The sequence below is a fragment of the Burkholderia sp. Bp9099 genome (assembly GCF_003857805.1).
In the GTDB taxonomy this organism is placed as follows: Bacteria; Pseudomonadota; Gammaproteobacteria; order Burkholderiales; family Burkholderiaceae; genus Burkholderia.
The window spans coordinates 26,044-39,457 of the sequence record NZ_QTPU01000049.1; the positions used below are offsets into that span (position 1 = coordinate 26,044).

Annotated in this window: 15 protein-coding genes and 1 pseudogene; 14 read left to right on the forward strand and 2 right to left on the reverse strand. The window is 60.0% G+C overall.

All coding sequences use genetic code 11. The features are described 5' to 3' along the window. Nucleotides 1–12 precede the first annotated feature (12 nt). Both DIE17_RS34975 and DIE17_RS34980 read right to left on the reverse strand, forming a co-directional pair. A complete protein-coding gene (locus DIE17_RS34975; protein WP_124489765.1) occupies nucleotides 13–408 on the reverse strand; it encodes a hypothetical protein in 396 nt (131 codons plus the stop codon). Between the two features lie 14 nt (nucleotides 409–422). After that, entirely contained in the window at nucleotides 423–1,025 is a 603-nt protein-coding gene (locus DIE17_RS34980; protein ID WP_124489766.1) for a TetR/AcrR family transcriptional regulator, read from the reverse strand. A 165-nt stretch (nucleotides 1,026–1,190) separates the two neighbouring features. On the opposite strand from DIE17_RS34980, the gene DIE17_RS34985 reads away from it, so the two are divergent. The 14 genes and pseudogenes from DIE17_RS34985 to DIE17_RS35050 form a co-directional block, all read left to right on the forward strand. Beyond that, the gene (locus tag DIE17_RS34985) at nucleotides 1,191–2,012 is read left to right on the forward strand and encodes an alpha/beta fold hydrolase (RefSeq protein WP_124489767.1); all 822 of its coding nucleotides are present in this window, start codon (nucleotides 1,191–1,193) and stop codon (nucleotides 2,010–2,012) included. 5 nt (nucleotides 2,013–2,017) lie between these two features. After that, nucleotides 2,018–2,314, forward strand: coding sequence for an extradiol ring-cleavage dioxygenase (locus DIE17_RS34990; RefSeq protein ID WP_124489768.1), 297 nt, complete (start codon nucleotides 2,018–2,020; stop codon nucleotides 2,312–2,314). Between the two features lie 14 nt (nucleotides 2,315–2,328). After that, nucleotides 2,329–3,168, forward strand: a complete 840-nt coding sequence (locus tag DIE17_RS34995; RefSeq protein ID WP_124489769.1) for a protocatechuate 3,4-dioxygenase — start codon at nucleotides 2,329–2,331, stop codon at nucleotides 3,166–3,168. Between the two features lie 11 nt (nucleotides 3,169–3,179). Continuing rightward, nucleotides 3,180–3,521, forward strand: a complete 342-nt coding sequence (locus DIE17_RS35000) for a non-heme iron oxygenase ferredoxin subunit (protein WP_124489770.1) — start codon at nucleotides 3,180–3,182, stop codon at nucleotides 3,519–3,521. A gap of 11 nt (nucleotides 3,522–3,532) precedes the next feature. After that, nucleotides 3,533–4,933 carry an aromatic ring-hydroxylating dioxygenase subunit alpha gene (locus DIE17_RS35005; protein ID WP_124489771.1) on the forward strand — a complete coding sequence of 467 codons (1,401 nt, stop codon included), beginning with the start codon at nucleotides 3,533–3,535 and terminating at the stop codon, nucleotides 4,931–4,933. Beyond that, nucleotides 4,930–5,481, forward strand: a complete 552-nt coding sequence (locus tag DIE17_RS35010; protein ID WP_124489772.1) for a 3-phenylpropionate/cinnamic acid dioxygenase subunit beta — start codon at nucleotides 4,930–4,932, stop codon at nucleotides 5,479–5,481. Before DIE17_RS35005 ends, DIE17_RS35010 begins: the two co-directional genes overlap by 4 nt. A 1-nt stretch (nucleotide 5,482) precedes the next feature. After that, nucleotides 5,483–6,295, forward strand: coding sequence for a 3-(cis-5,6-dihydroxycyclohexa-1,3-dien-1-yl)propanoate dehydrogenase (hcaB, locus tag DIE17_RS35015; protein WP_124489773.1), 813 nt, complete (start codon nucleotides 5,483–5,485; stop codon nucleotides 6,293–6,295). Beyond that, on the forward strand, nucleotides 6,296–7,351 hold the full coding sequence (locus DIE17_RS35020) for an NAD(P)H-dependent flavin oxidoreductase (protein ID WP_260430319.1): 1,056 nt from the start codon (nucleotides 6,296–6,298) through the stop codon (nucleotides 7,349–7,351). Beyond that, complete coding sequence (locus DIE17_RS35025; protein WP_124489774.1) at nucleotides 7,351–8,133, forward strand: 2-keto-4-pentenoate hydratase; 783 nt, start codon at nucleotides 7,351–7,353, stop codon at nucleotides 8,131–8,133. Before DIE17_RS35020 ends, DIE17_RS35025 begins: the two co-directional genes overlap by 1 nt. A gap of 90 nt (nucleotides 8,134–8,223) precedes the next feature. Continuing rightward, nucleotides 8,224–10,068 carry a feruloyl-CoA synthase gene (locus DIE17_RS35030; protein ID WP_260430320.1) on the forward strand — a complete coding sequence of 615 codons (1,845 nt, stop codon included), beginning with the start codon at nucleotides 8,224–8,226 and terminating at the stop codon, nucleotides 10,066–10,068. A 24-nt stretch (nucleotides 10,069–10,092) separates the two neighbouring features. Further along, nucleotides 10,093–11,034 (forward strand): acetaldehyde dehydrogenase (acetylating), encoded by a 942-nt coding sequence (locus DIE17_RS35035; protein WP_124489775.1) that lies wholly within the window; start codon nucleotides 10,093–10,095, stop codon nucleotides 11,032–11,034. A gap of 19 nt (nucleotides 11,035–11,053) precedes the next feature. After that, complete coding sequence (dmpG, locus tag DIE17_RS35040) at nucleotides 11,054–12,088, forward strand: 4-hydroxy-2-oxovalerate aldolase (protein WP_124489776.1); 1,035 nt, start codon at nucleotides 11,054–11,056, stop codon at nucleotides 12,086–12,088. Between the two features lie 12 nt (nucleotides 12,089–12,100). Next, nucleotides 12,101–13,126 (forward strand): FAD-binding oxidoreductase, encoded by a 1,026-nt coding sequence (locus DIE17_RS35045; protein WP_185633867.1) that lies wholly within the window; start codon nucleotides 12,101–12,103, stop codon nucleotides 13,124–13,126. A 97-nt stretch (nucleotides 13,127–13,223) separates the two neighbouring features. Next, nucleotides 13,224–13,337 (forward strand): annotated as a pseudogene (locus DIE17_RS35050) (transposase); the annotation flags it as partial. Nucleotides 13,338–13,414 lie beyond the last annotated feature (77 nt).

Sequence of the window (13,414 nt, forward strand, 5' to 3'; positions counted from 1 at the left end):
CACCCGTTCATCCTAGCTGACGGTGGTCAGATCGAAGCCTTGCTCAATTCGGAGCATCGTCCAGTCGGAAGCGTTGTTGTGGGTGCTTGCGGCCGGTGGGATTCGTGCGATGGCCTCGACGACAGGTGAGTCGACATCGTCGGACGTTACGTGAGCGGCTTGTGCCTTGGGTAGCGGCTTCGCCTTGGTTGGGAGTGGGCAGAAACGGCTCGATCGGTGCCCAAAGTTCGTCGTCAGGTATCGGTTTAGCGATACCTTTTCGTCGAAGAAACAACGAGAAGGTACAGCATTCATTGGAGTAAACAGCCCCGTTGTTGATTTGGTTGCAGTTTCTAAGCTGGCTTCCCTGCCGAAGGGGGCGCAGATCACAACCTTGTCGGCGTGGTCGAGCACTGTCAGGTTCGCCACGTCTTCTCGATGATTTATTCCTTCTCACTGTTAAGTGGTGTCGTCAATAACTTCTCGATGAACGTACGTCGGTCGTCCTTCTGCTTGGCAGACCCTTGCTGAGAAAGCAATGATTCTGACAATTCGTAGCTGTATAGTACAAATGCTCGCGATTTTGCTTCGACCGCGCTGAAGCCGAGTGCCCGGAAGCATTCGGCAATGTAGCTCAGCCGCTTTGCGTCGACTTCGTTCAATATGTTTCGAGCAGATTCGTCGCGGCGGGACCAGGCACGAATTGCCAGCTCTGTCGCTGCGGCTTGCTTTGCCGATTCGCCCCTGAACGGCAACGAGATGAGGTCGTGTATCAGCTCACGCGCCGACAGTCCTCGGCTCTCGAACCGAAAGATGATCTGCTCGGTGGCCACATCCCGCCATGCCGTAAGCATGCGCTGTAGCAGGTCGTCCCTGTCCTTGAAGTGCCAGTAGAAGCTGCCTTTTGTGACGCCCATTTCCTTGGCCAACACTTCCACGCGCACGGCGTCAATGCATCGGCTTTCCAAAACCCGCTGCGCTGCACGAATCCAGTCGTCCGGTCCAAATTGTCCCCGACCGCTCTTATTGCCTGTTCTTGATGCCATGGCCACTCCGGAAAACGATCATTTTACAGGCATCGCTAACGCGTCTTGCGTGTCGCGTTGCAGTTAAGGCATCAGGTCATGCCGCGTTAACCCCGAGAAGCATCTCGTTGACTGAGCCACGTGTGCCACCTACCATACGCATACGTATGCGTATGGAGAAGCGTGATGACGAAGCTTGACGGAGTCGGCAAGGAACTGATCGCAGGGGAGCACCGCACGAATTATTTCGACGAAGGGCGGGGCAAGCCCTTGTTTCTGCTGCACGGCTCAGGGCCGGGCGTCTCAGGTTGGACCAACTGGAAGGGAGTGATGCCTGATCTCGCGGAAAGGTTCCGCGTGATCGCGCCGGACATCGCGGGCTTCGGCTTTACGGAGTTCAAGGAAAACAGCAAGTACGACATCAAGCTGTGGGTACGCCATCTCGTCGGCATCATGGATGCACTGGGCATCGAGAAGGCGTCGTTCGTCGGCAACTCGTTTGGCGGCGCTCTCTCTCTGGGTCTCGCGGTGTTCGACCCATCGCGCGTCGAGCGCATCGTCCTGCTCGGCACGCCTGCGGGCGAGTTTGAACAGACGCCGGGGCTGCGTTCGGCATGGGAATACGAGCCGTCGCTTGAGAACATGGAGCGCACCATGCGGCTCTTCCCGTTCGACCAGTCGATCATCACGCCGGAAATGGTCAAGTCGCGCTTCGACGCGAGCGCGCGGCCCGGCGCGCAGGACGCTCTGCGCAAACTGATTCCCCAGCCCGTTGCAGAAGGTCCGACCGTCGTGAAGGGCTTCCCCGAGCATGTGGTCGCGAAAATTCAGGCGCCGGCACTTGTGCTGCATGGTCGTGAGGATCGCGTCGTGCCACCGCAATGCGGGCAGCTGCTGGCACGTGCAATTCCGCGCGCCGACCTGCATCTGTTCGGTCAATGCGGCCACTGGGTCCAGACCGAGCGGCGCGCCGACTTCCTGCGTCTCGTGACCGCCTTCTGCGAGTAAGCGCCATGAGCCGCAACCTACTTGAACGTGTCCTTCACCAGTTGAACGTCGATCGTGCCGCGAAGCAGCGCTTTCGTGAGGATGCAGAGGGCTTTCTGCGCCGCTACGTGCTCGATGACGAGGAACGCCGCATGGTGCTCGATTTCGATGTCCTCGCGCTGCAAAACACAGGCGTCAATCCGATGCTGACAATGGGATTCTGGCAGGAATTGTCGCCCGAGCGTGACATGCGCGCCTACATGGCGCGGTTGCGTCCGGTCAGCGATAACGAGGCCATCCACGTCGCTGCGCTCAAACAATAAAGGAGCAAGCCGAGATGGCAAAAATGGTGGGTGGCTTTCTTGTGCCACATGATCCCGTGATGTTCGTCACACCTGAGGCGCCTGCGCAGCCGATCCGCGAGCGGATGTGGAATGCATTCGATACCTGCGCCGAGAGGCTGGCCGTTCTGCGCCCCACGAGCGTCGTTATCGTCGGTGCTGATCATTACATGCTGTTCGGCACGCAGTGCCTGCCGAGTTTTCTGATTGGCACGGGCGACGTAGACGGTCCGCTCGACGCGTTGCCGGGGCTCAAGCGAGGGGTGATTCCCGACAGCGCTCCGCTCGCACAGCACATTGCGGAACACGGTCTGGAAAACGGATTTGACTGGGCGGTTGCGCGCGCGTTGACTGTCGACCACTCCGTCGGCATCCCGAACCTGCTGATCGTGCAGCCACTGCGGGACGCCGGAATGCGGGTGGGCACGATTCCGGTGTACCTCGCGGCCGGCGTCGATCCTTATATCCGGCTTTCGCGTGCGGTCTCGGTGGGTTACGCAATCCGGGCGGCTGTCGAGGCATGGCCGGCCGACGAACGCGTGGCGGTGATCGGCAGCGGAGGCCTCAGTCACTGGGTCGGCACGGCGGAAATGGGGCGCGTCAACGAGACGTTCGATCGCGAGATCCTCGATTATGCAACGCGTGGCGATGCCGACGCACTCGCGCGTCTGAGCGACGCGTACATCCTCGAGAACGGCGGCAACGGCGGCATGGAAATACGAAACTGGGCGTGCGCGATGGGCGCGCTCGCCGGCGCACGCGGTGAGGTCATCGACTACGCACCCGTGCCCGAGTGGGTGACGGGACTCGGTTTCGTCCAGTTGCATCTGCAATAACGGAGTAAGCAATGAACAAGATCTTTCTGCTCAAGCGCGAGGATCTCGCGCCCGGCGAAATGCGCAAGGTCGAACACGGCGCATGTCCGCTGGCGGTCTACAACATCGAAGGTCGCTTCTACGCGACCAGCGATACCTGCACGCACGCGACTGCATCGTTGACGGCGGGCGAGATCGTCTACGGTGACTTGATCGCGTGCCCCGTGCACGACGGCCAGTTCCACATACCCACGGGCCAGGCCATGGCGTTTCCGTGCACCGTCGATCTGCGCACTTATCGGGTAATCGAAGAGGGCGATGAAGTTTTCGCCGATCTCGACGCTGAGTCCGAAGACGCGGTTTCGGCGGTTTGAAGGGGATGCATATGTCTCACGATTGCACAGGTGCCTGCCCGCGGCTCAAGCGCGACGTCGCGAGCGAACCGCTGCCGTATCTTGATCGGCTCATCAACCTCGAGAAGGGCAGTCTTTCGCGGCGCGTCTACTGGGATAGGGCGATCTACGAGCAGGAACTCGAGAAGATCTTCGCGCGCAGTTGGCTGTTTCTCGGGCATGAATCGCAGTTGGCCAAAGCGGGAGACTACCTCACGACCTATATGGCCGAGGACAACGTCATCGTGGTCCGGCAAAAGGACAATTCGATCAAAGCATTTTTGAACACCTGCCCGCATCGCGGGAACAAACTGGCTTTTACCGACGCGGGCAACGCTCGTGGCTTCGTTTGCAACTATCACGGTTGGAGCTTCGGGATCGACGGTGGATTGCGCGGGATGGCAGGGAAAGAACTTTTCGACGCCAGCGGCATGAAGACGCCCGAGCATGGCCTGCATCCGGTCGCACAGGTTGCTTTGTACAAGGGGCTGGTGTTTGGAAATATGGATGCCGGTGCGCCATCGCTCGACGAATGGCTGGGCGATTTTCGCTTCTACCTCGACGTGATGCTCGATATGGATGGCGATGGCACGGAATTTATCGGCGGCTGCGTGAAATCCGTGATCAACTGCAACTGGAAGGTACCGGTCGAGAACTTCATCGGCGATATCTATCATGCACTCTGGACCCACGATTCCGCGGCTCGCGCGATGCTGGGGGGGCCGGTTGCGGACGTCTGTCGCGATCCGGATTCGTATCACGTTAATTTCAACGGCCATGGTTGGGAATTCAATCTGGACACCGTTGGCAATGCTGCGACGCTCGGCGACAAGGCGATACGGAAGTACCTCTACGGAATTCAGCCCAAAGTGGTCGAACGCCTGGGCGAGTTCCGCTCGAAGATGATTGGTTCGATTTCGTCCGTGAGTGTATTTCCGAATTTGTCGTTCCTCCCGGGGCAGAACACGTTCCGCGTTTGGCATCCCCGTGGACCGGGCAAGATCGAATTGCATACGTGGACCATCGTCAACCGCAGCGCGCCGCAGGACATCAAGGATCGCTGGCTCAAGGGTACGATGATGACGTTCTCGCCTTCCGGTGTGTTTGAAATGGACGACGGAGAGAATTTCGAATTCTCGACGCGTACCAACGCCGGTTTCGTGACGCGTCAGCAGGATCTGTATATGGGGCTCGGCTTCGGAACGCAGTTGAACGATACGGATCTGCCCGGGAACGTCTACCGAAATCAGGTCAATGAAGCGAATCATCGCGCGTTCTATCAGCGTTGGGCAGACTTCATGGGCGCACGTTCTTGGGATGAGGTCCCGCGCCGCGATATCGCGAAATTGCCGGAAAGTGCCTTCTGCCACGATGCGAGCGGGGTGGAAGCATGAATGCGCATGCAATAGCCGATTTTGCGTTACCGGCCGGTCCAGCAGCAGATCGCGAAACGACGCATCGGATCGAGCAGTTTCTGTTTCATGAAGCACGTCTGCTTGATTGCGAGCGCTGGGAGGAATGGTTGGCGCTGATGACGCCGGATATCCATTACTGGATGCCGTCGATTGAAAATCGGCGCCGTGCGGACAAGTTGGGCGCATATGCGCGCGGCCGGGGCGCATATTTCGACGACACCCATCTCGATCTCGAGCGTCGTGTTGCGCGCTTCATGCAACCGTCCGCCTGGGCAGAAGATCCGCCGACGCGCCATGTCCACGTCATCAGCAACGTGGAGGCGAGCCACGCGCAGAGCGCCGGCGAATACATCGTACAGTCGGTGTTCGCAAATTACCGTAGCCGCGGTGAAGCCGACAACGATCTGTTGTTTGGCCGCCGCGAAGACACGCTGCGCGAAGTCGAAGGCGAACTGCGAATCGCACAACGAACGATCGTCATCACGCAGTCGCTGCTGATGTCAAAAAACCTCAACACGTTCTTCTGATATGGGCTGGCTCAACGACGATGTGGCGCTCATAACGGGCGCCAGTTCTGGAATCGGTCTGGCGGTCGTGCGCCGCTTTCTTGCGGAGGGCGCGGCCGGCATCGGCGTGCTGATTCGCAGCGCGGCGCACGCTGACATGATGCATGACGAATTCGGTGATCGCATCGCGATCACAGTGGGTGACGTGCGCTCTCCCGAAGCAAATGCGCAAGCCGTCGATGCTACGGTGCGCGCGTTCGGCAAGCTCGATACGCTGGTCGCCAACGCGGGTGTGTGGGATCACTTTGCGTCGCTGCGCAAGTTCGATGGCGTGACGCTCAAGGCTACCTTCGAGGAAGTGTTCGCGGTCAACGTCCTCGGTTACATGCTGGCTGCGCAGAGCGCAGCTCCCGCGCTGCGCGACACACGCGGCAGCATGATCTTCACGCTTTCGAACGCGAGCTTCTATGCGGGCGGCGGCGGTCCGGTCTATGTCGCGTCGAAACATGCGTGTGTCGGCTTGATCAAGCAGCTTGCGTGGGAGCTGGCACCTGACGTACGCGTGAACGGCGTCGCCCCTGGTGGCACGGTGACGCCGCTGAAGGGGCCTCAGGCGCTCGGGCGTGAGAACGACCGGCTGTCGGATATCCCCGGTTTCGCGGACGCCGTGGCCGATGCGATGCCGCTTGGGTTTATCGCGCAGCCGGAGGACCACACCGGTCACTACGTGCTGCTCGCCTCGCGTACCGATTCACCGGCCACAACCGCGGCGATCCTGCAAAGTGATGGTGGCTGGGAAATCCGCGGCCCCGCCGCACGCAGGAAAGTGCCCTGAATGTCTTCAGCTGAAACGTACAACATGGAAGAAAGAATCATGTCCTCGCAGCTTCGCGCATTGTTCGCTTCGACGCGATTGCCCGTGATGGTCGCGCCGATGTTTCTGGTCTCGAGTCCCGAACTGGTCGTTGCAGCGTCGCGTGCAGGCGTTGTCGGCACGTTCGCTGCCCCGAACGCGCGCAATCTGGCAGCGCTCGATGAAGCGCTTGGAGGCATCGCCGACGGTGTCGCGCAAGGCGCTGCTGCACCGTGGGCTTTGAACATGATCGTCCACAGCAGCTACGACCGTTTCGACGCCGAGCTGGCGCTTGTGTTGCGCTACCAACCGAAGATCGTGACAACGGCACTCGGCAGCCCACGCCGTGTGCTGGATCACGTGCACGGCTACGGTGGCTTCGTTATGGCCGATGTCGCCACGCCGGCGATGGCGCGCAAGGCCGTGGAGGCAGGCGTTGATGGCCTCATTCTCGTATGCGCGGGTGCAGGAGGTCATACAGGCGTATATCACCCGTTCGCATTCGTCGATGAAGTCCGAACATTCTGGAGCGGCCCGCTGGGGCTCGCAGGTGCGGTGTCGACCGGCGCACACGTGTTGGCGGCAAAGCAGATCGGCGCGGACTTCGCGGTGCTCGGCACGCGCTTCATCGCCGCCGAGGAATCTCTGGCACAGCCAGCATATAGAGAAATGCTCGTCGGGAGCGGCATGGAGGATCTGGTGGCATCCAAGTCGGTCTCCGGTGTGCTGGCGAACTGGCTCAAACCGACGATCGAGCGTGCCGGTCTCCGTGTTTCGCAGCCAAGTGGTGAGAAGAAGATTGACTTCTCCGGCGACATCAGCACGGCACCCAAAGCGTGGAAGGACGTCTGGTCAGCAGGCCATGGCGTCGGCGCGGTACAGGCGGTCGAGCCGCTTGCCGTCATCGTCGACCGACTGGCTCAAGAGTACGTCAAGGGCATCGGCGCCCGGAATCGTGACGACGCAAGCCTCGTTCATCAAGTCGACAACTGGCGCGGGCGTGTTGCGTCCCCCGCGCGCAACGAAGGGGAGGTGTAATGAATGAACAGCGCATCGAACAGGCTGCGGTCGCGCTGCGGGAGGCGCGTGCCGCCCGCCGTACGATTCCGCGTATTTCCGAACAGTTCGATATTGCGGGAGTCGAGGCTGCATATGCTGTCGCGGAGATCAACACACGCGCGGCGGTAGAAGCGGGTCGCCGTATCGTCGGCAAGAAGATTGGTCTGACGTCAAAATCAGTCCAGCAACAGCTGGGTGTCGATCAGCCGGACTTTGGCGTACTGTTCGACGACATGGAATATCTGAGTGGCGCAGCCGTGCCGGCCGCGCGTCTCGTTCAGCCCAAAGCAGAAGCGGAAGTTGCTTTCGTCATGGGGCACGACCTGAACGACGATGTCATCAGTTGGGGGCGTTTTCTACGCACGATCGAGTTCGCGCTGCCCGCTATCGAGATCGTGGACAGCGTAATCCACGACTGGAAGATTACGTTCGTTGACACCATTGCGGACAACGCATCTTGCGGTGTCTATGTGCTGGGCGACACGCCGCGTCGGATTGGCGAACTCGATCTCGTTGCGTGTCCGATGCGCTGCACGGTGAACGACGTGCGGGTTTCCGAAGGCGCAGGTGCGGGATCTCTGGGCAATCCGCTCTATGCGGCGTGGTGGCTCGCCAAGGAGCTTGCTACGCACGGCCAGGTATTGCGGGCCGGCGACGTGGTGTTGTCTGGTGCGCTCGGGCCGATGGTCGCGGTAGCGCCGCGCGCGAGCATCGCGGTGGAGATCGGCGGATTGGGCGCGGTGTTTTGCGAACTGGTGTAGACGGCCGGTCCGGAGAAAGCAAAGGAGGGAGAGAGACATGAGCGATACATTCACCGACTTCCAGCGCAGCATGCGCGTACCGGGGTACGCATGTTGACGGGCATGCGTCATTCTTCGCCGCTCGTGCGTGCCGGCGCACTGGCGGTCCCTCGCATCGTGCGCGAGGATCGCGACGATGGCAGCTTCGTCCTGCGATCGGCCGAGCTGTTGCAACCGTATCATCGTTGTGTCGGAGAATGGCTGATCGAGTGGGCGCATATGACACCGGACGCCGTCTTCATCGCAGAGCGTGAAAGCGGCGGCGGGTGGCGCGAAGTGACCTACGCGAGCGCGCTGAATAGCGTGAGGCGCATTGCACAGGGTTTGATCGACCTGGGATTGCCGGACGGCGCAACGATCGTAGCGCTGTCGGACAACAGCGTAAATCTGGCGCTGCTTTCGCTGGCGGCAATGCATGTGGGCAGCCCGATTTCGATTGTTTCGTCAGCGTATGCGCGGGTCGCGAAAGACCATTCGAAGCTGCACGCGATGCTCGATCAACTGGCGCCGGCGATGATCTACGCGGAAGACGGCGATCTCTTTGGCTGGGCTATCGAAGGCTATGGCAGCGTCGCACGTGTCGTTTATACGTCGAATGTCCGTCCCGGCGCGATGGCGCTCCGGGAGCTCGAGGCGGGCATGGTTACCGATGCGGTAGAGCAGGCCTTTCTCGCAGTGACGCCGCAAACGGCCGCACGTCTGCTTCTTACCTCGGGCTCGACGGGGCAACCGAAAGTCGTCGTCAATACACATGGCATGCTGTGCGCGAATCAGCAGATGATTGCGCAGTGCTGGCGTTTCGTGGATCGTGCCCGGCCGATCGTTCTGGACTGGCTGCCGTGGAGCCACACGTTCGGTGCTAACCACAACTTCAATCTGGTTCTGCGCAATGGCGGTGCTTTGTATATCGACGATGGCCGGCCGGTGCCGGGGCTCGTCGAGCGCACCGTGCGCAATTTGAAGGACGTACGCCCCACGCTGTTCTTCAATGTCCCCAAGGGCTACGACTCGCTTTTGCCTTTGCTCGAGCGTGACGCCGAGGCAACGAGCGCGCTGTTCGAACGCCTCGACATGCTGTTGTTCGCGGCCGCAGCCCTCCCGCAGAAGACGGCCGAACGCGTTCGCGCGCTGGCCGCCACGGTTCGCGACGATCCGGTCTTCTTTACGACGGAATGGGGCGCAACGGAGACTGCTCCGGTAGTGACGAGCGCGCATTTTGCGACTGCGGATTCGCGCAATATCGGCGTGCCAGTGCCGGGTGTCGACCTGAAGTTCGTACCCTGGCAAGGCAAGCTCGAGATGCGCGTTCGCGGCCCATCGGTGTTCACGACCTATCGCGACGATCCCCAGCGTACTAGCGACGCGTTCGACGAGGAGCGTTTCTATTGCATTGGTGATGCGGGTCGCCTTGCCGATCCGTCCGATCCCAATTCCGGCGTGATTTTTGATGGCCGCATCGCGGAGGACTTCAAGCTGACTACGGGCACATGGGTGTCCGTGGGTACGTTGCGCGTCCGTATCGTGTCGGCATTCCATCCCTATGTGCACGATGCCGTGATCACGGGACATGATCGGGACGAGGTGGGACTGCTGCTTTTTCCTTCGCCGGCGCTTCGTATATTGGCTGGCGATCACGCTGGGGTAATGAGCGGGGATCAACTCGCCGCTTGCGGCGAAGTGCGCGAAACCTTGACACGTACGCTGGTCGAAATTGGCGCGGGCATGGGTTCTTCGCAACGGCCGACCCGCGCGATGCTCTTGTCGGCGCCTCCTTCGCTGGAACACGGTGAAATCACCGACAAAGGCTACATCAACCAGCGAGCGGTCATCACGCTGCGGGCCGGTGAGGTCGAACGTCTCTACACGAATCACGAAGCGGTTATCAGTGCGCACTAACGCGCGCTCGTCCAGGAGCATCGAATGAAACTTAAAGCGGCAGTAATCGGATCCGGCAATATCGGCACCGACCTGATGATCAAGATCATGCGCAATAGCCGGTATCTGGAGATGGCGGCGATGGTCGGCATCGATCCCGGATCGGATGGTCTCGCACGCGCCGCGCGCCTGGGCGTGGCGACTACGCATGAAGGTGCCGAAGGGCTCGCGCGTCTGCCTGTCTTCGGCGAAATCGATATCGTGTTCGACGCGACTTCGGCGGGCGCGCATGTGGGGAACGATGCGCTGCTGCGCACGCTCAAGCCGTCGATTCGCGTCATCGATCTGACGCCCGCCGCGATTGGCCCGTATTGCGTTCCAGTCGTGAATCTCGATGCCCAGATCGATACGCACAACGTGAATATGGTTACATGCGGTGGGCAGGCGACCATTCCCGTTGTCGCGGCGGTGTCGCGCGTGGCGAAGGTGCACTACGCGGAAATCGTTGCGTCGATCAGCAGCAGATCAGCGGGGCCAGGCACGCGTGCCAATATCGACGAATTCACGGAGACGACTTCGAGAGCCATCGAGGCCGTAGGCGGCGCGGCGAAGGGCAAGGCGATCATCGTGCTGAATCCGGCTGAGCCGCCGCTCATGATGCGCGATACCGTCTACACGCTTTCCGATTCGGTGGATAAAGACGCCGTCGAAAAGTCGATCGAGCAAGCCGTGGCCAGGGTGAATGCCTATGTGCCCGGCTATCGCCTCAAGCAGAAAGTGCAATTCGACGACATTCCGGTGAGTGTACCGCTCGATATTGCGGGCCTTGGAAAAATCAGCGGCCTGAAGACTTCCGTGTTTCTGGAGGTCGAAGGTGCGGCGCACTATCTGCCGGCTTATGCCGGAAATCTTGACATCATGACTTCGGCCGCGCTGGCGACCGCCGAACGCATGGCGCAGATGCTTTTGAGCGCGCAGGGCGCGTGAGAGACATAAGGGAAACACGATGAGCAAGAAACTCTATATCTCAGATGTGACGCTGCGCGACGGGAACCACGCGGTTCGTCATCGGTATTCGATTCAGAACGTGCAGGACATCGCACGTGCGCTGGACAATGCGAAGGTCGATTCGATCGAAGTCGCGCACGGCGACGGTCTGCAGGGCTCAAGCTTCAACTACGGCTTCGGCGCGCACACCGATCTCGAATGGATCGAAGCCGTCGCGGATGTGGTGAAGCACGCGAAGCTCGCGACGCTGCTGCTGCCCGGCATTGGCACCATTCATGATTTGAAGTCCGCGTACGACGCGGGTGCGCGCGTCGTACGCGTGGCCACGCATTGCACCGAAGCCGACATTTCGAAGCAGCATATCGAGTACGCACGCGTTCTCGGTATGGACACGGTCGGCTTTTTGATGATGAGCCATATGACCACGCCGGAGAAACTGGCCATCGAAGCGAAGAAGATGGAAAGTTATGGTGCGACCTGCATTTACGTTGTCGACTCCGGCGGCGCGCTCACCATGGACGGCGTGCGGGATCGCTTTCGCGCCTTGAAGAAAGTACTCGGCCCGGAAACGCAAACCGGCATGCACGCGCACCACAACCTGTCGCTGGGGGTGGCGAATTCGCTGGTCGCGGTCGAGGAGGGCTGCGACCGGGTCGACGCATCGCTGGCCGGAATGGGCGCCGGTGCTGGCAATGCACCACTTGAAGTTTTCATCGCAGTGGCCGAGCGGATGGGCTGGAATCATGGCACCGATCTTCATACGCTGATGGATGCTGCCGACGACATCGTACGCCCATTGCAGGATCGGCCCGTACGGGTGGATCGCGAGACGCTCGCGCTCGGCTATGCAGGCGTGTACTCGAGCTTTCTGCGTCATGCGGAGGTTGCGGCGCAACGGTATGGCCTCAAAACGGCGGACATCCTGGTCGAACTGGGAAAGCGGCGAATGGTTGGCGGGCAGGAAGACATGATCGTCGACGTGGCACTGGACCTGAAGCGTAACGTTGCGATGACTGCCGGCGAAAATATGTGAGGAATGTTCGCTATGACATCGCTTGTGATCAGGTTCCTGCCTTCAGACGTCGAACTCTCATGTGATGGAGAAACGACAATCCTCGAGGTGGCGCTCGCAGCGGGTTTCATCCCGAATCATAGTTGCCGGCGAGGGGAATGCGGCGCTTGCAAGACCCGGATTGTTTCCGGAAGTGTTCGTTATCTGTCTGGCAGGCCGGAAGCTCTGACGGAAGGGCATTGTCTGTCCTGCATGGCGATTCCAACGACGAATGTGATTCTGGATTCACCAGAAGTATTGAAAGTGACCGGACGGCGGACTGTGAAAGTGGGCACACGCGTTACAAGTGTTGAGCGACTCGGCAGTGACGTGGCCGTCGTTCGGATCCAAGCTCCTGCGGACAGCGGATTCTGCTTCCGGCCTGGACAGTATGTGGATGTGTTGATGCGAGATGGCAACCGTCGCAGCTATTCGATGGCGAATAACCCTGAAGAAAGCGGCGTCATCGAATTGCACATTCGTGCGATCCCGGGCGGCCGTTTCTCTCAGCACGTGTATCGGAATCTGAAACTGCGAGACATGCTGAAAATCGAAGGGCCCTTTGGCACGTTCACGCTTCGTGAATCCGACGCGCCACTGATTTTTGTTGCTTCCGGTACCGGATATGCCCCAATTGCGTCGATGATGCGAACACACGCCGAGGATATAGCGCGGCGCGGTGCGGCGTTCTACTGGGGAGCGCGACGACAGGAAGATTTGTATGCTTTCGAGGAGGCGGTCGAGTGGGCCCGCTCCTGTGATCGCCTGCGTTTCATTCCGGTGCTTTCCGATCCATCGCTTGATTGGCAGGGGCGAACAGGTTTCGTCCAAGACGCTGTGCAGGACGACTATTCGGACTTGTCGGCGTTCGAAGTATATGCCTGTGGAAATCCTCTGATGATCGTGGCGGCACGGCGCGCGTTTTGTCTGCAGTGTGGTCTGAAAGAAGCGAATTTCTTGAGTGACTCGTTTGTCGCGGCCCCGTGCAATACCGGCATGGTTTCAACGCCACTCTTCTAATCTTACTGTGTCAGTAAATCGATCTTTGGCGCTGAATGACCTGCTCCCCGCGTTTAGTACGGTGACGGTGTAGAGTCCGTTCCAGAGAGGAACGGCAATGAAAAGGCGATTCACCGAAGAGCAAATCATCGGCATCTTGAAGGAAGCCGAGGCTGGCCTGAAGCCGGCGGAGCTGTGCCGCAAGTACGGCATCTCGGAAGCGACCTACTACATATATGGACTGCTCCCAATAGCAAACGGAAGTTGACGGACACGGAAGTCGATTGCGTACATATATCCGGCGTCAGG

Coding starts and splice junctions, on each gene's coding strand:
- DIE17_RS35010 (WP_124489772.1), top strand. CDS start 4,930: ATGAATGCGCATGCAATAGCCGATTTTGCGTTACCGGCCGGTCCAGCA.
- DIE17_RS34980 (WP_124489766.1), bottom strand. CDS start 1,025: ATGGCATCAAGAACAGGCAATAAGAGCGGTCGGGGACAATTTGGACCG.
- DIE17_RS35030 (WP_260430320.1), top strand. CDS start 8,224: ATGTTGACGGGCATGCGTCATTCTTCGCCGCTCGTGCGTGCCGGCGCA.
- DIE17_RS35025 (WP_124489774.1), top strand. CDS start 7,351: ATGAATGAACAGCGCATCGAACAGGCTGCGGTCGCGCTGCGGGAGGCG.
- DIE17_RS34990 (WP_124489768.1), top strand. CDS start 2,018: ATGAGCCGCAACCTACTTGAACGTGTCCTTCACCAGTTGAACGTCGAT.
- DIE17_RS34985 (WP_124489767.1), top strand. CDS start 1,191: ATGACGAAGCTTGACGGAGTCGGCAAGGAACTGATCGCAGGGGAGCAC.
- hcaB (WP_124489773.1), top strand. CDS start 5,483: ATGGGCTGGCTCAACGACGATGTGGCGCTCATAACGGGCGCCAGTTCT.
- DIE17_RS34995 (WP_124489769.1), top strand. CDS start 2,329: ATGGCAAAAATGGTGGGTGGCTTTCTTGTGCCACATGATCCCGTGATG.
- DIE17_RS35020 (WP_260430319.1), top strand. CDS start 6,296: ATGTCTTCAGCTGAAACGTACAACATGGAAGAAAGAATCATGTCCTCG.
- DIE17_RS35045 (WP_185633867.1), top strand. CDS start 12,101: ATGACATCGCTTGTGATCAGGTTCCTGCCTTCAGACGTCGAACTCTCA.
- DIE17_RS35035 (WP_124489775.1), top strand. CDS start 10,093: ATGAAACTTAAAGCGGCAGTAATCGGATCCGGCAATATCGGCACCGAC.
- dmpG (WP_124489776.1), top strand. CDS start 11,054: ATGAGCAAGAAACTCTATATCTCAGATGTGACGCTGCGCGACGGGAAC.
- DIE17_RS35000 (WP_124489770.1), top strand. CDS start 3,180: ATGAACAAGATCTTTCTGCTCAAGCGCGAGGATCTCGCGCCCGGCGAA.
- DIE17_RS35005 (WP_124489771.1), top strand. CDS start 3,533: ATGTCTCACGATTGCACAGGTGCCTGCCCGCGGCTCAAGCGCGACGTC.